Source organism: Antarcticibacterium sp. 1MA-6-2 (genome assembly GCF_021535135.1).
In the GTDB taxonomy this organism is placed as follows: Bacteria; Bacteroidota; Bacteroidia; order Flavobacteriales; family Flavobacteriaceae; genus Gillisia.
In genome coordinates this window covers 1,451,217-1,469,323 of record NZ_CP091036.1, presented here as the reverse complement: position 1 = coordinate 1,469,323, position 18,107 = coordinate 1,451,217, and the positions used below count along the sequence as shown (strand labels likewise).

The 18,107-nt window shown below is 38.3% G+C and carries 24 protein-coding genes; 18 read left to right on the top strand and 6 right to left on the bottom strand.

Features of this window, described 5'->3' with window-relative positions; all coding sequences use genetic code 11:
* Window positions 1-18 precede the first annotated feature (18 nt).
* The gene (locus LZ575_RS07435; RefSeq protein WP_235330108.1) at window positions 19-969 is read right to left on the bottom strand and encodes a RimK family alpha-L-glutamate ligase; all 951 of its coding nucleotides are present in this window, start codon (window positions 967-969) and stop codon (window positions 19-21) included.
* A gap of 102 nt (window positions 970-1,071) precedes the next feature.
* Window positions 1,072-1,776: an esterase family protein gene (locus LZ575_RS07430; RefSeq protein WP_235330107.1), complete on the bottom strand. Its 705-nt coding sequence runs from the start codon at window positions 1,774-1,776 to the stop codon at window positions 1,072-1,074.
* A gap of 181 nt (window positions 1,777-1,957) precedes the next feature.
* On the opposite strand from LZ575_RS07430, the gene LZ575_RS22390 reads away from it, so the two are divergent.
* From LZ575_RS22390 to LZ575_RS07410, 5 genes are all read left to right on the top strand, one after another.
* Complete coding sequence (locus LZ575_RS22390; protein ID WP_255702854.1) at window positions 1,958-2,332, top strand: alpha/beta hydrolase-fold protein; 375 nt, start codon at window positions 1,958-1,960, stop codon at window positions 2,330-2,332.
* Entirely contained in the window at window positions 2,319-2,741 is a 423-nt protein-coding gene (locus tag LZ575_RS22385; RefSeq protein ID WP_255702853.1) for an esterase family protein, read from the top strand. The genes LZ575_RS22390 and LZ575_RS22385 overlap by 14 nt, the downstream gene beginning before the upstream one ends.
* A 375-nt stretch (window positions 2,742-3,116) precedes the next feature.
* On the top strand, window positions 3,117-3,557 hold the full coding sequence (locus tag LZ575_RS07420) for a MarR family winged helix-turn-helix transcriptional regulator (RefSeq protein ID WP_235330106.1): 441 nt from the start codon (window positions 3,117-3,119) through the stop codon (window positions 3,555-3,557).
* Entirely contained in the window at window positions 3,554-3,955 is a 402-nt protein-coding gene (locus LZ575_RS07415) for a GIN domain-containing protein (protein ID WP_235330105.1), read from the top strand. The genes LZ575_RS07420 and LZ575_RS07415 overlap by 4 nt, the downstream gene beginning before the upstream one ends.
* A gap of 350 nt (window positions 3,956-4,305) precedes the next feature.
* Window positions 4,306-5,016: a head GIN domain-containing protein gene (locus LZ575_RS07410; protein ID WP_235330104.1), complete on the top strand. Its 711-nt coding sequence runs from the start codon at window positions 4,306-4,308 to the stop codon at window positions 5,014-5,016.
* A 282-nt stretch (window positions 5,017-5,298) separates the two neighbouring features.
* On the opposite strand, the gene LZ575_RS07405 is transcribed toward LZ575_RS07410, so the two are convergent.
* Entirely contained in the window at window positions 5,299-5,961 is a 663-nt protein-coding gene (locus LZ575_RS07405; RefSeq protein WP_235330103.1) for a hypothetical protein, read from the bottom strand.
* 373 nt (window positions 5,962-6,334) lie between these two features.
* On the opposite strand from LZ575_RS07405, the gene LZ575_RS07400 reads away from it, so the two are divergent.
* The 6 genes from LZ575_RS07400 (at window position 6,335) to LZ575_RS07375 (ending at window position 9,261) form a co-directional block, all read left to right on the top strand.
* Window positions 6,335-7,249: a VOC family protein gene (locus tag LZ575_RS07400; RefSeq protein ID WP_235330102.1), complete on the top strand. Its 915-nt coding sequence runs from the start codon at window positions 6,335-6,337 to the stop codon at window positions 7,247-7,249.
* A gap of 49 nt (window positions 7,250-7,298) precedes the next feature.
* Window positions 7,299-7,721, top strand: a complete 423-nt coding sequence (locus tag LZ575_RS07395; RefSeq protein WP_235330101.1) for an SRPBCC family protein — start codon at window positions 7,299-7,301, stop codon at window positions 7,719-7,721.
* Between the two features lie 130 nt (window positions 7,722-7,851).
* Entirely contained in the window at window positions 7,852-8,283 is a 432-nt protein-coding gene (locus LZ575_RS07390) for an MATE family efflux transporter (RefSeq protein WP_235330100.1), read from the top strand.
* Window positions 8,198-8,698, top strand: a complete 501-nt coding sequence (locus tag LZ575_RS07385) for an MATE family efflux transporter (protein ID WP_235330688.1) — start codon at window positions 8,198-8,200, stop codon at window positions 8,696-8,698. The genes LZ575_RS07390 and LZ575_RS07385 overlap by 86 nt, the downstream gene beginning before the upstream one ends.
* Before the next feature lie 114 nt (window positions 8,699-8,812).
* Window positions 8,813-8,959, top strand: a complete 147-nt coding sequence (locus LZ575_RS07380) for a hypothetical protein (RefSeq protein ID WP_235330099.1) — start codon at window positions 8,813-8,815, stop codon at window positions 8,957-8,959.
* Window positions 8,944-9,261 (top strand): MATE family efflux transporter, encoded by a 318-nt coding sequence (locus tag LZ575_RS07375; RefSeq protein WP_235330098.1) that lies wholly within the window; start codon window positions 8,944-8,946, stop codon window positions 9,259-9,261. Before LZ575_RS07380 ends, LZ575_RS07375 begins: the two co-directional genes overlap by 16 nt.
* A 201-nt stretch (window positions 9,262-9,462) precedes the next feature.
* Here LZ575_RS07375 and LZ575_RS07370 read toward each other — a convergent pair whose 3' ends face one another.
* Entirely contained in the window at window positions 9,463-9,753 is a 291-nt protein-coding gene (locus LZ575_RS07370; protein ID WP_235330097.1) for a hypothetical protein, read from the bottom strand.
* Between the two features lie 291 nt (window positions 9,754-10,044).
* Here LZ575_RS07370 and LZ575_RS07365 point away from each other — a divergent pair, with 291 nt between their 5' ends.
* The 5 genes from LZ575_RS07365 to LZ575_RS07345 all read left to right on the top strand — a co-directional run bounded on the left by LZ575_RS07365 (window position 10,045) and on the right by LZ575_RS07345 (window position 14,750).
* The gene (locus LZ575_RS07365) at window positions 10,045-10,242 is read left to right on the top strand and encodes a hypothetical protein (protein WP_235330096.1); all 198 of its coding nucleotides are present in this window, start codon (window positions 10,045-10,047) and stop codon (window positions 10,240-10,242) included.
* 513 nt (window positions 10,243-10,755) lie between these two features.
* On the top strand, window positions 10,756-11,304 hold the full coding sequence (locus LZ575_RS07360; RefSeq protein WP_235330095.1) for a YsnF/AvaK domain-containing protein: 549 nt from the start codon (window positions 10,756-10,758) through the stop codon (window positions 11,302-11,304).
* A gap of 41 nt (window positions 11,305-11,345) precedes the next feature.
* Window positions 11,346-11,552, top strand: a complete 207-nt coding sequence (locus LZ575_RS07355; protein WP_235330094.1) for a hypothetical protein — start codon at window positions 11,346-11,348, stop codon at window positions 11,550-11,552.
* A gap of 74 nt (window positions 11,553-11,626) precedes the next feature.
* Window positions 11,627-12,622 carry a DUF2382 domain-containing protein gene (locus LZ575_RS07350; RefSeq protein WP_235330093.1) on the top strand — a complete coding sequence of 332 codons (996 nt, stop codon included), beginning with the start codon at window positions 11,627-11,629 and terminating at the stop codon, window positions 12,620-12,622.
* A 202-nt stretch (window positions 12,623-12,824) separates the two neighbouring features.
* Window positions 12,825-14,750: an ATP-binding protein gene (locus tag LZ575_RS07345; RefSeq protein WP_235330092.1), complete on the top strand. Its 1,926-nt coding sequence runs from the start codon at window positions 12,825-12,827 to the stop codon at window positions 14,748-14,750.
* Window positions 14,751-14,799: 49 nt separating this feature from the next.
* Here LZ575_RS07345 and LZ575_RS07340 read toward each other — a convergent pair whose 3' ends face one another.
* Window positions 14,800-15,156, bottom strand: coding sequence for a hypothetical protein (locus tag LZ575_RS07340; RefSeq protein ID WP_235330091.1), 357 nt, complete (start codon window positions 15,154-15,156; stop codon window positions 14,800-14,802).
* Window positions 15,157-15,349: 193 nt separating this feature from the next.
* Between LZ575_RS07340 and otsB the strand changes: the two genes are divergently transcribed.
* Both otsB and LZ575_RS07330 read left to right on the top strand, forming a co-directional pair.
* On the top strand, window positions 15,350-16,159 hold the full coding sequence (gene otsB, locus LZ575_RS07335) for a trehalose-phosphatase (RefSeq protein ID WP_235330090.1): 810 nt from the start codon (window positions 15,350-15,352) through the stop codon (window positions 16,157-16,159).
* Window positions 16,160-16,480: 321 nt separating this feature from the next.
* Window positions 16,481-17,914, top strand: coding sequence for an exonuclease domain-containing protein (locus tag LZ575_RS07330; protein WP_311196096.1), 1,434 nt, complete (start codon window positions 16,481-16,483; stop codon window positions 17,912-17,914).
* 25 nt (window positions 17,915-17,939) lie between these two features.
* Here LZ575_RS07330 and LZ575_RS07325 read toward each other — a convergent pair whose 3' ends face one another.
* Window positions 17,940-18,086, bottom strand: a complete 147-nt coding sequence (locus tag LZ575_RS07325) for a hypothetical protein (RefSeq protein ID WP_235330089.1) — start codon at window positions 18,084-18,086, stop codon at window positions 17,940-17,942.
* Window positions 18,087-18,107: the final 21 nt, after the last annotated feature.

Below are 18,107 nucleotides of genomic sequence, written 5' to 3'. Positions count from 1 at the left end.
ACCCTAACTTTAGTTGAATTATTTACTATTCTTAACGCTGCCCGAAATAAAAGTTCCCCAGGTGAGGTTTACTTTTCCTTTTTTATACATATTTGCTTTCTCAATGGCCATATTTGCAGCGTTTTCAATGATCCAATTAAAGTTTTCTTCTCCAACAGATTGGGCGTCGGCATCGGGTGCTGGGTTACAAAAATCTATTGCGTAGGGTATTCCATCTCTTACAGCCAGTTCTACGGTATTGAAATCGTATCCAAGAGCTTTGTTTAGCTTTATCACGTAATCTTCCACTTTTTTAAGCAGCTTTTTATCGATGTGCTTTAATTCCCGAATATATCTTTCGTGAAAAGGATTTCTTGGTTCATACTGCATAATATGGACATTGTCTGTTCCCAGGCAATAACAACGGAAATACGTGTCAAAAATAATTTCTTCCTGAAGCATCATTGTTAATTCTCCTGTTTCGGGAAATCGGGCGAAAAATTCCTCTTTATTCTCCAGGCGGTAAACACTTTTCCATCCCCCGCCGGAATAAGGTTTCATATAAGCGGGAAAACCAACATATTCAAAAATACCGTCCCAGTCTAAGGGAAAATCAAGATTTCTGAAAGAGTTTTCAGAAGTATCAGGCGGTCTGTGGCTTGAGGGAAGAATTACTGTTTTAGGAACCGGAACTCCTATTTTTTCTGCCAGTGCATTATTAAAGAACTTTTCGTCGGCACTCCACCAGAAAGGGTTGTTAATTACTATTGTTCCCGAAATTGCCGCATTTTTAAGATACGCCCTGTAAAAAGGAACATCCTGGGAAATACGGTCTACTATTACTGCATATTCTGTAGGATCAGCCTGCTTAACTTTGTCTATTTTGACAAATTCAGCTTTAATTCCTTTTACATTTTTCTCATTAACTCTGTCTACAAAGGCTTTGGGAAAAGTATTTTCCTGTCCGAACAATATTCCGATTTTTTTCATATATTTTTTTGTTAGTTAATATTAAAAATCTCCTTTTACTATAGGATCAAACTCCAGAGAAGTATCGGTGGTTAGTCCAATAATTCTCCATTTAACCAGGTTTTATATTTGTGATAAATAATGAGGTAACATTTCCCGCCACAAAGGCCAGTCATGTTCATAACCTGGCCGAATATCCAACCAGTGGTCTATTCCCTTTGATTTTAAGATTTCTGAAAGATGGACGGTGGCAACCCGGCAAATATCATGTTCCCCGGCTCCCAGGACAATTTTCATTTTCCATAGATCCCCATGGTTTGATTCAGGTAAGAAATCAACCGGATTATTGAAATAGGCATTTTCATCGTAATACCCTTCAAGGAAAGATTTGATATCATATTTGCCGCTCATGGCAAATAGATGGCTCACCTTGTATGGATGCCGAAAAGCGAAATTGGCGGCGTGATAAGCTCCAAAACTGGGATAAGCAACGCAGATTTTCTCTGTTCCTGTTTCATAGCGCATTTTTTCTGAAAGCTCCTCCAGTATAAATTTGTCATAGAGCATATGATTTTTAACCCTATCTGCCGGATGTATGCTTTCATTATATAAGCTCATCCCGTCTATACTGTCGGGACAGTAGATCTTCACCTTTCCCTGTTCCACAAACCATCGTACAGACTCAATAAGTTGGAAATCCTTTGCTTCATAGTAACGGCCCTGGCTGGAAGGGAAAATTAGGACGGGATATCCCTGATGTCCATAGACAAGGGTTTCTATCTCCCTGCCCAAATTAGGGGAGTGCCATTTTACGTATTCTTCTCTCAAATGCTTGTTTTCTATTTATTTATAATAACAGAATTTAGACAAATAAACTTCTCAAAGCAAATTAATGTTCATATTTTTGGCCACCATATTTTATTTAGAACCTATGCTATTCCGGTTTAAGAAAAATGAAACTCCAGAGGACTTTCTAAAAGACAAGAGAGAAAAGAAAATAAACCCTCTTTTGAATAGGCATAAACTGTGGCTAAGATCTCAGCACCTTGGGCGTATTGTAAAGGTTGAGGTTTATCTACCTTCTGAAACGTCTAAATATCGCGGTACGCTTATTTTGAACGATGGACAGGACCGGGATCAACTACATTTGGTCAAACATTTTTCCATACTCTTATCCAAAGTGGAAATTCCTAATATTGGAATTGTTACAGTATATGCCGATGAGAATCGAATGCAGGAATACGGAGTGGCAGGGCATCCTGATTTTAAAAAAAGAGGAAAGGTGGCAGACAAATATTCAAACTTCATTGTACAGGAGCTAACTCCATTTCTCCAAACTGAATATGGATTAATGAACCCGGAGAATAAAAATGTTTTTGCTTAGTTTTTCAATGGGAGGCTTAAGTGCGTTGGATATTACCTGGAATAACCCTCAGCTTTTTAGAAAAGCAGGAATCTTTTCAGGTTCCCTATGGTGGCGAACAAATAATACTGGTACTGCCGAAGATGATAATTCCAGGATAATGCATAGTATAATAAGAGCAGGAGAGAAGCGGGAAGGTCTTCAATTCTGGTTTCAGGCTAGTACAAAAGATGAAAACCGCGATAGAAATAAAAATGGGATAATTGATTCTATAGATGATACGCTTGACCTTATTAAGGAGCTCAAAGAATTAGGTTATAGCGATGACGAAGTTCTGTACGAAGAAATTAAGGACGGTCAACACAATTTCCACACCTGGTCCAAAATATTTCCTTCCTTTTTAAAATGGGCTTTTCCGGTTAAAAATTAGTTATAATAATGAGGAAATGGCTATAGCAGAAAATTGTTTTCTGTTGGACAGTTTTCTTTATTTTTTGGCACCCGGTTTACTTAATTAGTAATTATTAAAGGCTCAGTTAAACAGTCCGGATTATAATCGCTGTCACTACCTGCGAAGATTCCATGTATTTATTTCTGAAAAAAATTACTTATGTATTTACTTTTAAAAACCAATTCCTGATAGGGGGTGTTGCAACAATTCGGTTGAACTGTTTTTTCAGATGTTTTTAAAAATCTAACTATCAAGTTATTTCCAGATAAAATGTTAGAAAAAAAACTATGGTAAAGAAAAATAAAATATATTTGTTTTATCAAAAGATGATATATCAATTATTGAATATTTATTATGGAAAGTATTGAAAATGTGATCTTTTATACTCTGGATAAGGCGATAAAATCTTATCGGCAATATGCACAAAAGCAGTTAAAGGATGCAGGATTTTCAGTGACCATAGATCAATGGCTGGTACTTAGAAACATTCAGGAAAATCCTTCTATTAATCAACAGGAGCTGAGTTTAAAAGTTTTTAAAGATAGCGCATCGGTCACTCGTATAATTCAGTTGCTGGTTCAATCTAATCTATTGCAAAGGCAAGTGAATGGGGATGACAGAAGAAGAAATTATTTATCAGTAACCCCAAAAGGCGCTAAGGTGCTCCGGGATGTTCAGGGAATCGTCCTTAATAACAGGGCCACAGCACTCGAGGGAATAAGCCAGGAGGAGCTGCAATCGATGAGAAGAAGTTTGCAGAAAATTATCGATAACGTAAAAGACCAGGGATCATGAGAAGCAAAAGTAATATTTCACTAATCCTGCCTGTTATTCTTATTTTAATGACAGGTGTAAGTTGTAACGATAATTCTTTTATCTATCATGAGGAAGAGTTTGAACTTAAGAATTTTGAAGGAGTTCGACTTGTAGGGGCTTTTAATGTTGAAATTCGTCAGGCTAAAGAATTTTCAGTTAAGGCAAAAGGGAAAAAAGAAAATTTAAAAAACCTTCAATTAGAGGTGGTAGATGGAACATTAACCGCAAGCTGCAGTCCGGGGAATAGTAACCTGCAGGAAACTATTTTAGAAATTACTATGCCTGTGCTTAAGAGCGCCGATCTTCATGGAGCCACGAGTTCTATAATTACAGGTTTTAACGAAAGTAGAGAAAACATAACATTAGTGGTAACCTAGGTTCTTCCCGGGTAATAACCGATGCTGATTGCCAATTACTGGATGTTAAGTTGGTAGGAGATTCAGTTCTGGTTTTTAGAGAGCAACTACAGTCTTCAGAAACTTCTATAAAAAGATCCTCACGTCTTTTAGGACGGGGAGGTATTTGTGAATATAGCTATCACCGGGTAGGCTGGATTTAGAAGAAATCAATAAATAGCAAAAGAAGAAGTAATAAATAAATTTGAGAACCTTTAGTAATAATTAATTGACATATCAATTAAATGTAAAAATTTCATTTCACCTAGCAGCTGAGATCTATTTGATGATTGAAAAGTGATCGAAAACGTATCAATTAAAAACCTTATATAATGAGAAAACAAGTAAAAATTCCGCTTCTGATATTTATTTTATCTCTAAACCTGCTGACTGGCTGCGATGATGAATTCCCAGATTACTACAATGAAAAAGAGTTTGAGGTCGAAGGCTTTGAGGGCGTAAAATTGGGAGATGCTTTTCAAATAGAAATAGAACGATCTTCTGGTTTTTCTCTAATCGCCGGGGGAGAAAATAAGGACCTGGAAGAGCTCAAGGTTGAAGTGGTAAATGGAATTTTAATCGTTAACTATCAACCCGGGACCAGAAATCATAAGCGAACGCTTTTAAAAATTTCAATGCCCGTGCTTAAAAAGGCAGAATTCCATAGTGCCTCCAGTTCAGTAATTTCAGGTTTTGAAAATACAGAGGATGATCTTCAAATAAAAGTAAGCGGAGCTTCCCGTGTAGTTACAGATATGGAGGGGAATATTATAGACCTCTCGGTTGATGGCGCCTCTGAATTAATTTTTAAAGGAAGTGCCGAAAAATTAAATGCACGGGTTAAGGGGGCTTCCAGATTACAGGCCTCGGAATTAACAGTAAACACCGCTATTGTAGAAGTAGGAGGATCAAGCGAGGCTTCGGTAAATGCTGCTGAAATTCTCAGTGGAGAAGTGGGGGGTCACAGCCTGTTAAGATACCGTGGAAACCCGGAGATTATTAATGTTGAGGTCTCTGTAGACAGCCAGATGCTTCCATTGTAAAATTTCTATTTGATCTTTTCAGGAATATCAAATCGGGATAACTTTAAGAGGCAACATTTGAAAGTACAAATGGAACTAATTATCCTTTCCAACCATGGAAACTGTAACAAAATCTAATTCAGCTTAGCTACAGGAGAAGCAACTTAACTGTTTTTAGCTGATATCAGAAATTCCTGAATTCTCTACAACTATTACTTGCCCTAAACGAAAAATGGGTTTGACTTTCTTTATAAGCCAAACCCAGTATTTAAACCAGTCTTTTAAATTTACACACTTAACCACTTAGTGTACTTTATTTCCACCTTTTTCACTTCTGTTCCTGGCTTGTTCTGCTCTTTTACCATGGAAATGAGCTTCACTTTTTGCTCTGGCTTTATAAAGTTTTTGTTCAGCTTTAGATAATTTTCTTTGCTGTTTAGAATATTTTTTAAGTAATGCCCTGTCCTGTTTTGCTGCAATTTTACTTCTTTCGCGGTACCATTTCGCTTCTTCTTTAGCCCTTTCCTTTACAAGTTCGGCTTCAACTTCAGCTCTTTCATTATTCCATCCGTGACCGCTTTTCCTGGTTTGGTTGTCCCTTTCAGCAGCTTCTTTGGCCCTTTCCAGGTGCCATTCTGCTTCTTCTTTTGCTCTGGAGCGGTATAGTTCATTTTCAGCTTTTGCGAGCCCTCTTTCTTCTCTAGCAGCCAGTTTCCTGTACTTTATTTCTCTCGCAGCAGCTTCTTTGGCTCTTTCACGATGATATTTTTCTTCAGCTTTTGCTATTTCCCTAAAATCTTTAGCATTTGCCTGGGCAGTTCTTTTTTCCCATTTGGTAATTTCTTTTTCAATCTTCTTTTCTCCTTTAGCCTGTTCTTTTTCAGCATTCTTACCCCTTTGGGCAAACCCTGAAAGGCTGATTGTCATTACTGCAAGAGTTGTAAGGAATAAGTTATTTAGTTTCATAGTCTTAGATTTTAAGGGGAGCTCATGAACAATTTTATACACAGATTAAAGGCTCTATTAGGCTAAATACAATTTGTATGACGATTTATATTTGGAATTCGCTTCACGTTGAGTGAATTCTTATTTAAATATTATTTTTTCTGTTTTGTGATATATAACATTTTTCCGGTTCATTTCTAGTGGGGGGATTTCCAATGTTGATTCTTTTAGAAAAATTTATTTGTCGCAAACGCCCCTTTAAGTTGGCGTGTTTCCCCTCCGGCTTTTAAAGAATTCGGAATAAATTTACAGTATCAGGAAACTCAGCAGGAATCTTTTAAATATTTTATTCTGAAGAAGTAATGCTGAAGTGTTAAATAAAATCTACATCGTCATGAGAAAGAGGAAACAAAAAATTATACCGAATTTATGGTTTTCACACCAGGCAGAAGAAGCAGTAAAATTCTACACTTCTGTGTTTACAAATTCTGAAATTCACAGGAGTACCAAATATATGGAAGCAGGCCAGGAAATTCATCAAATGGAGCCGGGATCTGTAATGACGGTTGAGTTCGAAATGGAAGGTTTAAAGATAGTTGCATTGAATGGTGGGCCGCATTTCAAATTTAATCCTTCCGTTTCACTTTTTGTTTTGTGTAAAACTGCTGAAGAAACAGAAAGCCTCTGGCAAAAACTTTCTGAAGGCGGAAAGATCCTTATTCCTCTGGACAGCTACGACTGGAGCCCAAAATACGCATGGGTTCAGGATAAATATGGCCTGAGTTGGCAATTGATGCTGGAAGAAGAGGAGGATTTCAATCAAAAAATAGTTCCCTTACTATTTTTTACCGGAAAAATACACGGGAAAGCCGAGGAGGCAATCAGATTTTATAATTCCATGTTTAAGGACGCTGAAATTCAGGGCATTTTAAATTATGGACCGGAAAATTCTTATGCTAACGGAAGCATTATGCACGCGCAATTTCTTCTGGAAGGGGAGACTTATATGGCTATGGACAGCGGCATGGAAAATGATTTTCCTTTTAATGAAGCGGTATCATTTATTATAACCTGTAAAGACCAGGAGGAAATAGATTATTATTGGGATAAACTCACTGCAGGTGGTGATCCCAATGCCCAGCAATGTGGATGGCTTAAAGACAAATATGGAGTTTCATGGCAGGTAATTCCCCAGGGCATGGAAGAAATACTGGGTAATCCAGAGAGAGAAAAAGCTAATAGAGGAATGGAGGCGGTGATGCACATGAAAAAATTTGATCTTGAAGTATTGCGGGAAGCCACCCGGTAATTGACATACTCTTATCCCCTCTAATTATATTATTGAAATTACTAAATCAATGGAAGAGCAGAAACAAAAAATTACAGTTCAGGCCAGCGTGACGGCCTCTATAGAAAAAGTTTGGGAATACTGGACAAAGCCTGAGCATATCATCCACTGGAATTTTGCCAGCCCCGAATGGCACAGCCCTGCCGCTGAAAATGACCTGAGGGAAAACGGCAGGTTCTCTTATAGGATGGAAGCTAAAGAAGGTGGAATAGGATTTGATTTTGAAGGCACCTATGATCGCGTAAAACCTCATCAAAGAATTGATTATACTTTGGGAGACGATCGAAAAGTGACGGTGATGTTCCGGAAGGAAGGTGAGAAAACAAGTGTTGAGGAAATTTTTGAAGCTGAAGATTCTCACAGTATCGAAATGCAAAAAACTGGCTGGCAGGCAATTCTTGATAATTTTAAATTCTATGTTGAAAATAATTAATATAATTTGAAATATTAACTGACCGGGAAACTCAAAATTAATTTTCCCGCAGCGGGGAATGATGCCACTCCTGTAACTACTCCGGGGTTTTGGCATCTTTTTTATAGCTGAAACATATCCACACTAAAACTTGAAAGCGAAAAATAAATTAAGGTCCTCCTGGGAACTGTTGAAAGAGGCACTACGGGGAGATGAACAGGATTTCACGAAGATCAGGATAAAGACCGGAATTTTTCTATTATCAGTCCCCATGATTCTCGAAATGATCATGGAATCCCTTTTTGCCGTGGTTGATATTTTCTTTGTAGGGAGACTGGGGGAGGAGGCAGTGGCTACTGTAGGATTAACAGAGGCAGTCATCATAATTGTTTATTCTGTGGGAGTAGGGATAAGTATGGCCGCAACAGCTATGGTTTCCCGGAGATTTGGAGAGAAAAAATATACCGAAGCTAAGCAGCGCTGCCTTTCAATTATTACTGTTTGGCGCAATAAGTTCTATAATTATTGGTATTCTGGGGTTTACCTTCGCGAGGGATATATTGGAGCTTATGGGCGCGAGTGAAGGTGTACTGGCAATTGGAGTGCCCTACACTAAAGTGATTTTTGCAGGGAACACTGCGATCATGTTGTTGTTCCTAATAAACGGGGCCTTCCGGGGGGCGGGCCAGCCGCACCTGGCGATGAATACCTTATGGCTAAGCAATGGATTAAATATAGTATTGGATCCATTGCTCATCTTTGGAATTGGCAATTTCGAAGGAATGGGGCTGGAAGGAGCTGCCTGGGCAACCACTATAGGGCGAAGTACAGGGGTTATTTACCAGTTGTACCACCTCTTCAACGCAAAGCACCGACTCGTTATCCTGCGGGATAATTTAAAAGTGAGAATGGGGACTATGCGAAAGATCATTTCAATATCAGTTAAGCGGCATGGGTCAGTTTTTAATAGAGTCGCTCAGCTGGATTGCGATAATTAGAATTGCTGCTGAATTTGGCAGTACCTCTGTTGCAGGATTTACTATAGCTTTCAGGATCCTGATGTTCAGTTTAATGCTTAAGCCTGGGGACTTTCTGCCGCTGCCGCCACCCTGGTGGGGCAAAATTTGGGAGCACGAAAATTCCGCAGAGCAGAGTTTTCAGTATGGCTTACGGCGAGGTACAATGTTATTTTTCTGGGAGTAATAACATTTTTATATTTTTTCTTTGGAAAAACTTTAGCGGGATGGTTCTCCACCTAAGCGAGGAAGTAAATGCCATTGTCACAAGAGCACTTCAAATTATAGTATTGGGTTATGTCTTCTTTGCCGTGGGAATGGTGATGATCCAGGCTTTTAACGGTGCGGGGGATACCAAAACCCCTGCATATATTAACATTGGAATCTTCTGGATAATTGAAATACCAATGGCTTACCTATTGGCAGTGACTTTTGAGATGGAAATGCTCGGAATATTTATCAGTATCGCAATCTGTCACTCTTTGCATGCAGTGGTTTCCCTCTGGTTCTTCAGAAAGGGCAAATGGAAAAAGGTTCTGGTTTAGAGAAATTCTCCCCTTTTTAAGCCTGTTTAAAAACTACGAGAAATTTTTTTGGAAATACAGGTAACAAAATAACCGCTTCAGCTTAAATTCTTTCTTATCTGTAGGGATATAAGAAAAAAAGGGTTGAAGCGGTTTTAAATCAAGGCCTCACGAGTCTTCGCGACAGTGAGGCCTTTTCTTCAATTATTATAACTAGTCTGGTTAATATACCTGATATTCTTTCCTGGTCCTATTGCGCTTAGGCTTAAGGATTAAAATTTCTTCACGATGCTTTATAATCGGCGATTGTGTGACAGGAGTCCTTAAATAGTCACAGTTAGGTGAAAGACCAAACAAATCAGCCGATATAAATTTTTGGTTATTTTCTTTAAGTTGTTTTAAAGATTCAGATTCAGTTTTTATAAGTTGTTCCTGCTGTCCTTTTATTTTCCACTGAATATAAAGAAGGATCAAAATAGGAATTGCTGTAAATATTAGAATGAGGTTTGTCATCTATAATGTGTGAAGAGTAAAAATACTTCAAAGGGCAAGGGGTAATTTGTAAGCCTTAGTTAATTAAAAGTTGACAATAAGTTAATTCTGAAAAAAAAGAATGTATTTCATCGGACTTCTCTTTAAGGAAGGGAGGTCCCGGCTTTAAAAAATTGATGAATTCCCTGACGGCGCTCCAAAAAGAGACTTATTAAAGACTATACTTTTGCTAAAATCTTCCCAAACCGTTCAAATTTCTTTACAGAATGAAATCCACCTCTTAACTTTAGGAATTACATAAATTAATGCACTATGGCTGAGACTACAGATAATAATACGAACGACTTCAAGAAAAAAAATAACAGATGGTGGATTTGGACTATCGTAGTAGTAGTAATAGTATTTATTCTGCTTATGGTTCTGGGCAAGAGATCCATAATTACTGCAGATGAGGATACTCCTACAAATATGGATCCTACCCCTATGGATCTTCCTCAGAATGATGAATAAAATTAATTCGGTATTTAAACTTAAATTTAAGATTTAAAATTAAGGAATTTAGGCTGCCCTCAGGGAAAATAAATTTTGAACCTTTTTCAAAACGTGGTAAGCCTGGAAGAGGATTAAGAGTAACCTTGAAATCCTTTCTTCTAAACTAATAATTCCTTCAGGGAATGGATTTCATTCAATTCAATTCTTCATTTTTTCTAAAAAACCTAGATCTCTTAATTAGATTCAATTTCATAGTTTTTATTGTCTTTCATTTCTTCACATTGTACAAATTATTTTGGACCTGATTTTAGAATTTGATATATCTAAATTCTCATTTAATTTCTAAAAACCAAAATCTAAAACTACTCCCAATTAGCTTGTATATTCCCGATTCCCTTCACAAGAAATTGTCAAATTATGTCAAAGTAGGTTAATTTTCTTGTGCTGTAGTGATAGTGTTTGTAATTTAAATGGTGTTTGAAAAATGTTAGGATCTTAAGGGGTTCTATATAACTTTTAATTTTCAATAGTATGATAAATGAAGAGGAAGGAAGGCAGGATCTCAATCCTGCTGCTAACAGTCCTAAAAAACTTGACGTTATTGAAGAGCGACTTGTGGTTGGGAAAGAGAAGGTTGAAACAGGAAAGGTTGTTCTTCATAAAAGAGTAATAGAAGAGGATGTTCCGCTGGATCTTGAACTTTTCGAGGAACACATGGATGTAGAGGTGAAAAAAATTGGTAAGGTAGTAGATTCAATGGGTCCTGCAGTGAGACAGGAAGGAGATACTAAAATATATTCAGTTTATCGCGAAGTCTATGTGAAACAAACCATTCTTGAGGAGGAAGTAAGAATTACTAAAAAACAAACAACAAAACCTTTTCATACTTCAGAAACATTAAGACGTGAAGTCATAGATGTTGAACGTATTTCAGGAGAACGAGATCAATCTGCTTCTCAATATAATAAGCGGGATAGTAACCGGGACCGGGAAAGACCTCTGCGGGATGGTCGCCAGGGTGATAATACCGCATTTAACGAGCAAGGGGATCTTTCAGGTTGTAATCAGCTAAAGGAGTAATATTAAAAACAATTATTAACTAATCAAACACAAATTAAATTATGGCACAATTAGATGTTGAACCAAAGAAAAATAATGACTGGTGGAAATGGGTAATAGGAATATTGGCCATTATAATAATAATCTGGGTGATCGTAGAGGCAACAGGTACAGATGATGCCGATGCTATAGACGATATGCAGGAGCCCGTTACCGAGAGTCCTGCAACTTCTTATATAAGTGAGGATAATACATACACTGTTGTATAACTTATTAAAGCTTTTGGGCTTTATAATATATACAATGGTTTTAGAATGAATAATAACTTTAAAAAATTTGAATTATGAATAATGACAGGAATGATGACAGAAAGAATATTCGTGGAACACGACTTAAAGAACTGGACCACAGCGATTATAAAATTGCCGAAAATCAACCAAAAATAGATAACTGGAAAATTTTAGATACTTCCGGTAAAAAGGTAGGAAAAGTGAAAGATCTTCTCTTTGACGAACAGGCTTTAAAAGTTAGGTATATTATTACAAACTTAAAGAAGGGAGATTTTTTGGATGAAGACAGGGATGTACTTATTCCCATTGGACAGGCGCAATTGGACAGGGAAAATGAAAGAGTAATAGTTCCTAATATTAACCGCGAGCTTTTGACAGGCTTACCACACTACAGAAAAGTTGATGATCTTACACATGATGATGAAACGAGAGTAAGAAACAGTTTTGCAGGGACTACTGCAGGAACTTATGACCGTGACAATTTCTACGATCACGAACATTTTGATGAAGACCGCTTTTATGACGATGACAGGAACAGGAGTAAGGGAAAAGTAGATGTGGTAGAGGAAAATCTTGAAGTAGGAAAAAGAGAAGTTGAAACAGGTGGGGCAAGGATCTCAAGTCGTATTGTAGAACGGCCTGCGGAAGAAAGGGTGAATCTAAGAGAAGAGCATGTTCACGTAAACCGAAACCCTGTTGACCGTCCTGCCGATAGTGCAGATCTTAAAAATTATGAGAATCGCACAATAGAAGAGCACGAAACTTCTGAAGTTCCTGTGGTAAACAAAGAAGCCCGGGTAGTTGAAGAAGTATCTTTAGAGAAAGACGTAGAAAACAGAGAAGAAGTGATTAAGGATAAGGTGCGTAAAACTGAAGTTGATGTGGATCGCCTCGAAGGTGACCGTAATCGTAATTCAGGTTTAACCGGAGAAGATTGTAACAGGGATGTTAGCGCAAGAGATCCCCGTAACAGTGATGGTGATGTTGCTCAAAGAGAAAGCATTCGGGATTACGACAAGAACAAGGATAATAAAAAAGACCGATTTTAGAATTTAATAGCAGTAAAGCTGGCTGTCTAAAAGTTTATTTGTCATTCTGGATAACTTCAAAATGACGTAATAAGGCTTTTAGACAGCTTTTTTTATTTCAAAAATTGAAAAAAACAGGTGCGCTTTCCCGCTGGAGAACGTGTCTATCTTAATAACTCATCCTTTAAAGCAAAAATGATCTTAAACATTTTATATTTACTGTATGCAATACCCCCGCAAGTCCTACAGGATATATTTCATTTTACTTCTTATCATCTCCTGTACAGGCGAGAGATCGACTAATTCCAAAAATAATGATTCGGCAGCACACAATAGAACCAGATATTTTTATGAAACAGTTAAAGCTACCGAAGATACCAGAGAGAAGATAATTTATCTTGATTCAGCTCTTGCATCTATAAAAAATTCCAGGGATACACTCCTGCCGTTGTTGCTGGATTACAAAATTTTTTATCATAATTCCTTAAAGGAATACGACACCTCATTTTTTTACGTTGACAGCCTGATCTCACTTTCAGGTGCTCATCGCGACACCGCTAATCTTGCAAAAGCTTTTTACCGCAAAGCGCGGATCTACAATTACCTGGGGGAGCAGGAGGAGGTTTTCAGTAACAGCTTTGAGTCCCGCCGATATTATTTAGCGGCTGGAGATTCTTCCCAGGCGGGAAGGCGAACTCTGGAGATGGCGTTGGCTCAAATTTCAGGAGGGGATTACCTCGGGAGCCAGGAAACAGCCACCGAAGCTTTAAGTCTTTTGGAACAGGAAAAGGATTCAGTCTATTTTAGCAGTGTACATAACATAATAGCTCAGGTTTATCACGAGCGTGAGCTTTACAACGACGCGGTGCCAGAATATCGAAATGCACTGAGATTCGCACCTTCATTATCTGACAGTTTGAGCATTTTAAACAATCTGGCACTGGTGTACCGGGATAATAAAGATTTTGATAAGGCGATTGCTACCTGGGATGAAATACTGGGAAAAGCAGATTCAAAAACAAAAATTTTGCGCTACGAAGACAATAGAGCGTTTACCCGTTGGCTCAAAGACAGCACACAGGATGTGGAGACAGAACTTTTAGATGTACTACGGCTTAGGCAGGAACTTGATGAGGAGATAGGGCTGCAGGCAAGTTACTCCCACCTTTTAAAATATTACCTCGACAAAAATGAAGCTCTATCCAGAAAATATTCTGAAGAGCTTCTAAAGCTTACACGAAAACATAAAAATGCCGGGATGGAACTTACAGCCCTGCAAAACCTTATTCCCATTTCTCCTCTTCCACAGACGAGAAGTTATTTTCAAAGATATATTCATCTCTCCGACAGCTTGCAAATGGCCTCCATCAACGCCAAAAACTTTTTTGCAAAAATACGCTTTGACGAGGAGCGAAAGCAGGAGGAAATTATAAGCCTCGAGGCCGAAAACCGTATTCAGGACCTGGAGGCTCAACGTATGCGCACCCGAACCTTAATTGGATCTCTTATCGCGCTGTTGCTCCTCCTCGCTCTTTCTTTCCTGATTTATTACCTACGGCAGCGATTTAAGCGGGAGAAAATACGGGAAGTGCACAAGACCGAAAGCAGGATTTCAAAGGTGATCCACGATGAGCTGGCAAATGACATATTTAATGTGATGAGCAGCCTGGAAGCCGTAGCTCCTGCACCTGTGGTTGATCAACTGGAAAAGATTTATTTGCGTACCCGCGACATTTCGCGGGAGAACAGCGATATAGAAACAGGTGAAAATTATATTACTTATTTAAAGGCTGCCCTCACTAATATTACACCCCGTGACTCCCGGCTTATCATTAGTGGAGAGACAAAGGTAAACTGGTCAAGGCTACAGGAGGAAAAGAAGATCGTGATCTACAGGGTGTTGCAGGAACTACTGGTGAATATGAAGAAACACAGTGGCGCAAAACTTGTCGCGGTTTCTTTTGCTGAAAACAACAAATTTGTGGAGATCAATTATTCTGATAACGGGAGAGGTCTCAACTGGAAACGAGCCAGAAAAGGCAGTGGTTTACAAAATGTTGAAAACAGGCTTTCTTCCCTCAACGGGAAAATTGAATTTGAATCCCGGGAAGGAAAAGGTTTCCGTGTGAAGATCCTCATTCCTTCTTAGGATTCAATTAAAATTTTTACAGGATTGGGCAGGTAAATATTAAATGATCTTATCCTCTGGATTTATAATCGGTCAAAAGATAGTTTGCTGCAGATAATCCTATGAGTGCAAGATGAAAGATAAGCGATCTTCTTTTGTTACGAATATGTTTCATTGCGGTTAATGCTGTGAGGGATCCTAAAACTGCTAAATCTGCTTTTTGATGAGTTTTAAATGAGATCACAGGCTTTATTCCTGCAGGAGTATCGGTGAGGGCATTCATTCCCAGTAATTTTAATCCGAAGAGTTGGTGCAGTTTGGTCGTTTTTTTATTCAGTCCCAACAAGACTGGTGCGCCCAATTGAATGGCTGCAAAACCGTAATCTATTATTCCGTGATCTACTGGTTTTAATGGTTTTTGATGCATTTTTATATGTTTAGATTATTTATAATTTGAGAGGAATTTAAAGTTAAGGATTCCCTGGTTGGGCAAAGGTTCAGGGAAGGCTAAACTTTTCTTAAATCCTTCCGGTTTAACCGAAAAACCTTTTTTCTATTTCAGGGTTTCAGTTTAAAGCCGTAAATTTTGGAAAAAAGAAAAATAGATAAGAACACAGGCTATGAATGATAAAAAAGAGAGAGACCCTTCCCAATTACCTTCGGCATTAAATAATTTTTCAGAACTCACATCCAGGTTTGGCGATTCCCTTCCGCTAATTTTTCTGGATTTTGACGGTACCCTTGCGCCCATTGTAGAACATCATGCCGATGCGGCAATAACTTCGGAAATGAGAGAACTGGTAAAGAAGCTTTCTCAAAAATTTCCGCTGGCAGTAGTCAGCGGCCGTGGTTTGGCAGATGTTAGCCGCAAAATGAATCTCCCGGAGCTTTACTACGCGGGGAGCCATGGATTTGAAATTTCAGGACCTAATAATTTTTCTAAAGACCACCAGGATGCCGAAAAAGTCCTGCCTATTTTTGAAGAAATTGAGCCTATGCTGAAGGACAGGTTGGAAGGAATTTCAGGAGTTGAATTTGAAAGAAAGAAATTCACCCTGGCTGTACACTACCGGAAGGTGAGGGGACAGGAGGAAAACGAGGTGCACAAGATCGTTCTGGACACCGTGAAACGTTATCCTGAAATCACTAAAGCTGAAGGCAAGAAAGTCATTGAGATTCGTCCTTCGATCGACTGGCATAAAGGAAAAGCTGTGGAATTTCTTAAAACAGAATTAAGCAGGGAAAATAATGCGTTTTCGATATATGTAGGTGACGACGTAACCGATGAGGATGCATTCAAATACGTTAAAAATAATCTGGGTATTCTAGTGGGGGAGCATGGCATAAAAACCTACGCAGATTATAAGGTGGAGGATATTGATGAGGTGAAACTTCTTTTTGAGAAACTTCTAAAGTGGAGAAACGAGTAAGCTGGGAGATTAGATTAGATTTGAGATTTAAGACTTGAGATTTAAGATATGAGAAGTGAGGCTCGAATAACTTGTCTAAGATTTGGTAGAGGAAGCAAAGGCCATAAGGAAATACCTTCTATTCACACTCTACTAATATGATTTTAAAACTCTCAAATTGAAATAACTTAAGACTTGCAAGTTTCTTCATTGGGACTACTTCCAAATTTTAGGAATATATCCATCATTAAAATAAAATTATTACTTTTACCATTCAAGGAGTAGTAGCGATGGAAAATCAATTATTTGCAGTTATAGATGTAGAAACCACTTAGTGGCGGAATTAGTGGAAACAGGCTTACTGAAATTTGTATTGTACTTTTAAAAGGGGCTGTAGTTGTAGATAAATATACAACCTTGATAAATCCGGAGAAATATATTCCCACTCAAATTACAGCTCTTACTAGCATTGATAATGAAATGGTGGCTGATGCTCCACGGTTTCACGAGGTGGCGAAGGAAATAGAATTAATTACCCGTGATGCTGTATTTGTTGCCCATAATGTAAATTTTGACTACAATGTCCTGCGGAATGAATTTAAAGAGCTGGGGTTTGATTTTACCCGAAAAAAACTCTGCACTGTCAGGCTATCCCGAAAGCTCATTCCCGGCCTCTTTTCCTACAGTCTTGGAAGGTTGTGTGATTCTATTAATATCCCTATTTTAAATCGCCATAGGGCAGAGGGAGATACCGATGCTACAGTTATTCTTTTTCAGCGATTGCTTAGCCTTGATAAGAATTTTGAGGTTATAAAATCATTTCTGCACGCTCATTCCAGACAGGCAACACTACCGCCCCATCTTTCTGCTGAACAAATAGAAGATCTGCCTGAGAAACCCGGAATTTATCTTTTTAAAGATAGGCAACATAAGGTAATTTATGTAGGCAAAGCTATAAATATTAAAAAGCGGGTGATTTCCCATTTTTATGACAGGATGAGTAAAGAGTATCAACTGGGGCAGGAAACTTTTTATATAGATTTTGAAACTACCGGAACAGAATTAACTGCATTGTTGCTTGAAGCCGAGTCGATAAGAAAATACTATCCTAAATACAACCGGGCACAAAAAAGACCAGGGGTAGTATACCAAATCATTAGTTACACCAATCAAAAGGGCATCCTGCAGCTGGCTTTGGGTACTACCAAAAAGGTAGTGGACTCCGTGGGGACTTTTTACAATCGATTACTGGCTTCAGAAAAACTGGAACAACTTTGCGAGGAATTTCATCTTTGCCCCAGATATTGTACGCTACAGGTAAATGTTGAGGTATGTTCCCATTACAGGATCAAAAACTGCAAGGGAATATGTGAGGGATCTGAGACAGTTGATGAATATAATGCCCGGGTATTAAAAGCAATAGGTTCCCTGGGGCAGGAAACACCTTCTTATATAATAAAGGGAGATGGGATACACTTTAATGAAGAATCTTTCGTGCTGGTAAAAGCGGGAAGGTATTGCGGTTTTGGTTATGTTGATAGCGAAGTTTCATTTAACTCAATTGAAGATTTTGAACCCTTTCTCATCCGGCAACAGCCCACTTACCACACTCACAAAATACTACGAAGTTATTTGCGAAAGAACGGGGATAGTAAATTAATTTATTTTGATGCAGCAACGGCTAAGGAGGAATTTGCAGGGAGAGGATCTACGACTGGCATTGACTTTTCAAAAATTAATGGCAGCCTTTTTAGTGACTGCCATTATGCAAATTAACTCAACGGCTCAAAGGCTGTAAATATTAAACAGTTTCAGGTGAGCGGTAACTTTGACTCATCCTGTTAAACCGGGTGCTCTTATTTAAATTTCCTTCTGATTTTTGCTCTACAACTTCTTTGTAAAGGGTAAATCTCAATAACCCGTGACGGTTCAATGCCATTTTTTTCATAATATCATTTTGTTTAGATTC

What these genes read in the sequence shown, in the direction of transcription:
- LZ575_RS07355 (WP_235330094.1), top strand. Translation starts at nt 11,346, where the DNA reads ATGGCACAATTAGATGTTGAACCAAAGAAAAATAATGACTGGTGGAAA.
- LZ575_RS07350 (WP_235330093.1), top strand. Translation starts at nt 11,627, where the DNA reads ATGAATAATGACAGGAATGATGACAGAAAGAATATTCGTGGAACACGA.
- LZ575_RS07340 (WP_235330091.1), bottom strand. Translation starts at nt 15,156, where the DNA reads ATGCATCAAAAACCATTAAAACCAGTAGATCACGGAATAATAGATTAC.
- LZ575_RS07435 (WP_235330108.1), bottom strand. Translation starts at nt 969, where the DNA reads ATGAAAAAAATCGGAATATTGTTCGGACAGGAAAATACTTTTCCCAAA.
- LZ575_RS07410 (WP_235330104.1), top strand. Translation starts at nt 4,306, where the DNA reads ATGAGAAAACAAGTAAAAATTCCGCTTCTGATATTTATTTTATCTCTA.
- LZ575_RS07405 (WP_235330103.1), bottom strand. Translation starts at nt 5,961, where the DNA reads ATGAAACTAAATAACTTATTCCTTACAACTCTTGCAGTAATGACAATC.
- LZ575_RS07325 (WP_235330089.1), bottom strand. Translation starts at nt 18,086, where the DNA reads ATGAAAAAAATGGCATTGAACCGTCACGGGTTATTGAGATTTACCCTT.
- LZ575_RS07375 (WP_235330098.1), top strand. Translation starts at nt 8,944, where the DNA reads ATGGTTCTCCACCTAAGCGAGGAAGTAAATGCCATTGTCACAAGAGCA.
- LZ575_RS07365 (WP_235330096.1), top strand. Translation starts at nt 10,045, where the DNA reads ATGGCTGAGACTACAGATAATAATACGAACGACTTCAAGAAAAAAAAT.
- LZ575_RS07345 (WP_235330092.1), top strand. Translation starts at nt 12,825, where the DNA reads ATGCAATACCCCCGCAAGTCCTACAGGATATATTTCATTTTACTTCTT.
- LZ575_RS07415 (WP_235330105.1), top strand. Translation starts at nt 3,554, where the DNA reads ATGAGAAGCAAAAGTAATATTTCACTAATCCTGCCTGTTATTCTTATT.
- otsB (WP_235330090.1), top strand. Translation starts at nt 15,350, where the DNA reads ATGAATGATAAAAAAGAGAGAGACCCTTCCCAATTACCTTCGGCATTA.
- LZ575_RS07420 (WP_235330106.1), top strand. Translation starts at nt 3,117, where the DNA reads ATGGAAAGTATTGAAAATGTGATCTTTTATACTCTGGATAAGGCGATA.
- LZ575_RS07395 (WP_235330101.1), top strand. Translation starts at nt 7,299, where the DNA reads ATGGAAGAGCAGAAACAAAAAATTACAGTTCAGGCCAGCGTGACGGCC.
- LZ575_RS07360 (WP_235330095.1), top strand. Translation starts at nt 10,756, where the DNA reads ATGATAAATGAAGAGGAAGGAAGGCAGGATCTCAATCCTGCTGCTAAC.
- LZ575_RS07400 (WP_235330102.1), top strand. Translation starts at nt 6,335, where the DNA reads ATGAGAAAGAGGAAACAAAAAATTATACCGAATTTATGGTTTTCACAC.
- LZ575_RS22385 (WP_255702853.1), top strand. Translation starts at nt 2,319, where the DNA reads ATGTTTTTGCTTAGTTTTTCAATGGGAGGCTTAAGTGCGTTGGATATT.
- LZ575_RS07370 (WP_235330097.1), bottom strand. Translation starts at nt 9,753, where the DNA reads ATGACAAACCTCATTCTAATATTTACAGCAATTCCTATTTTGATCCTT.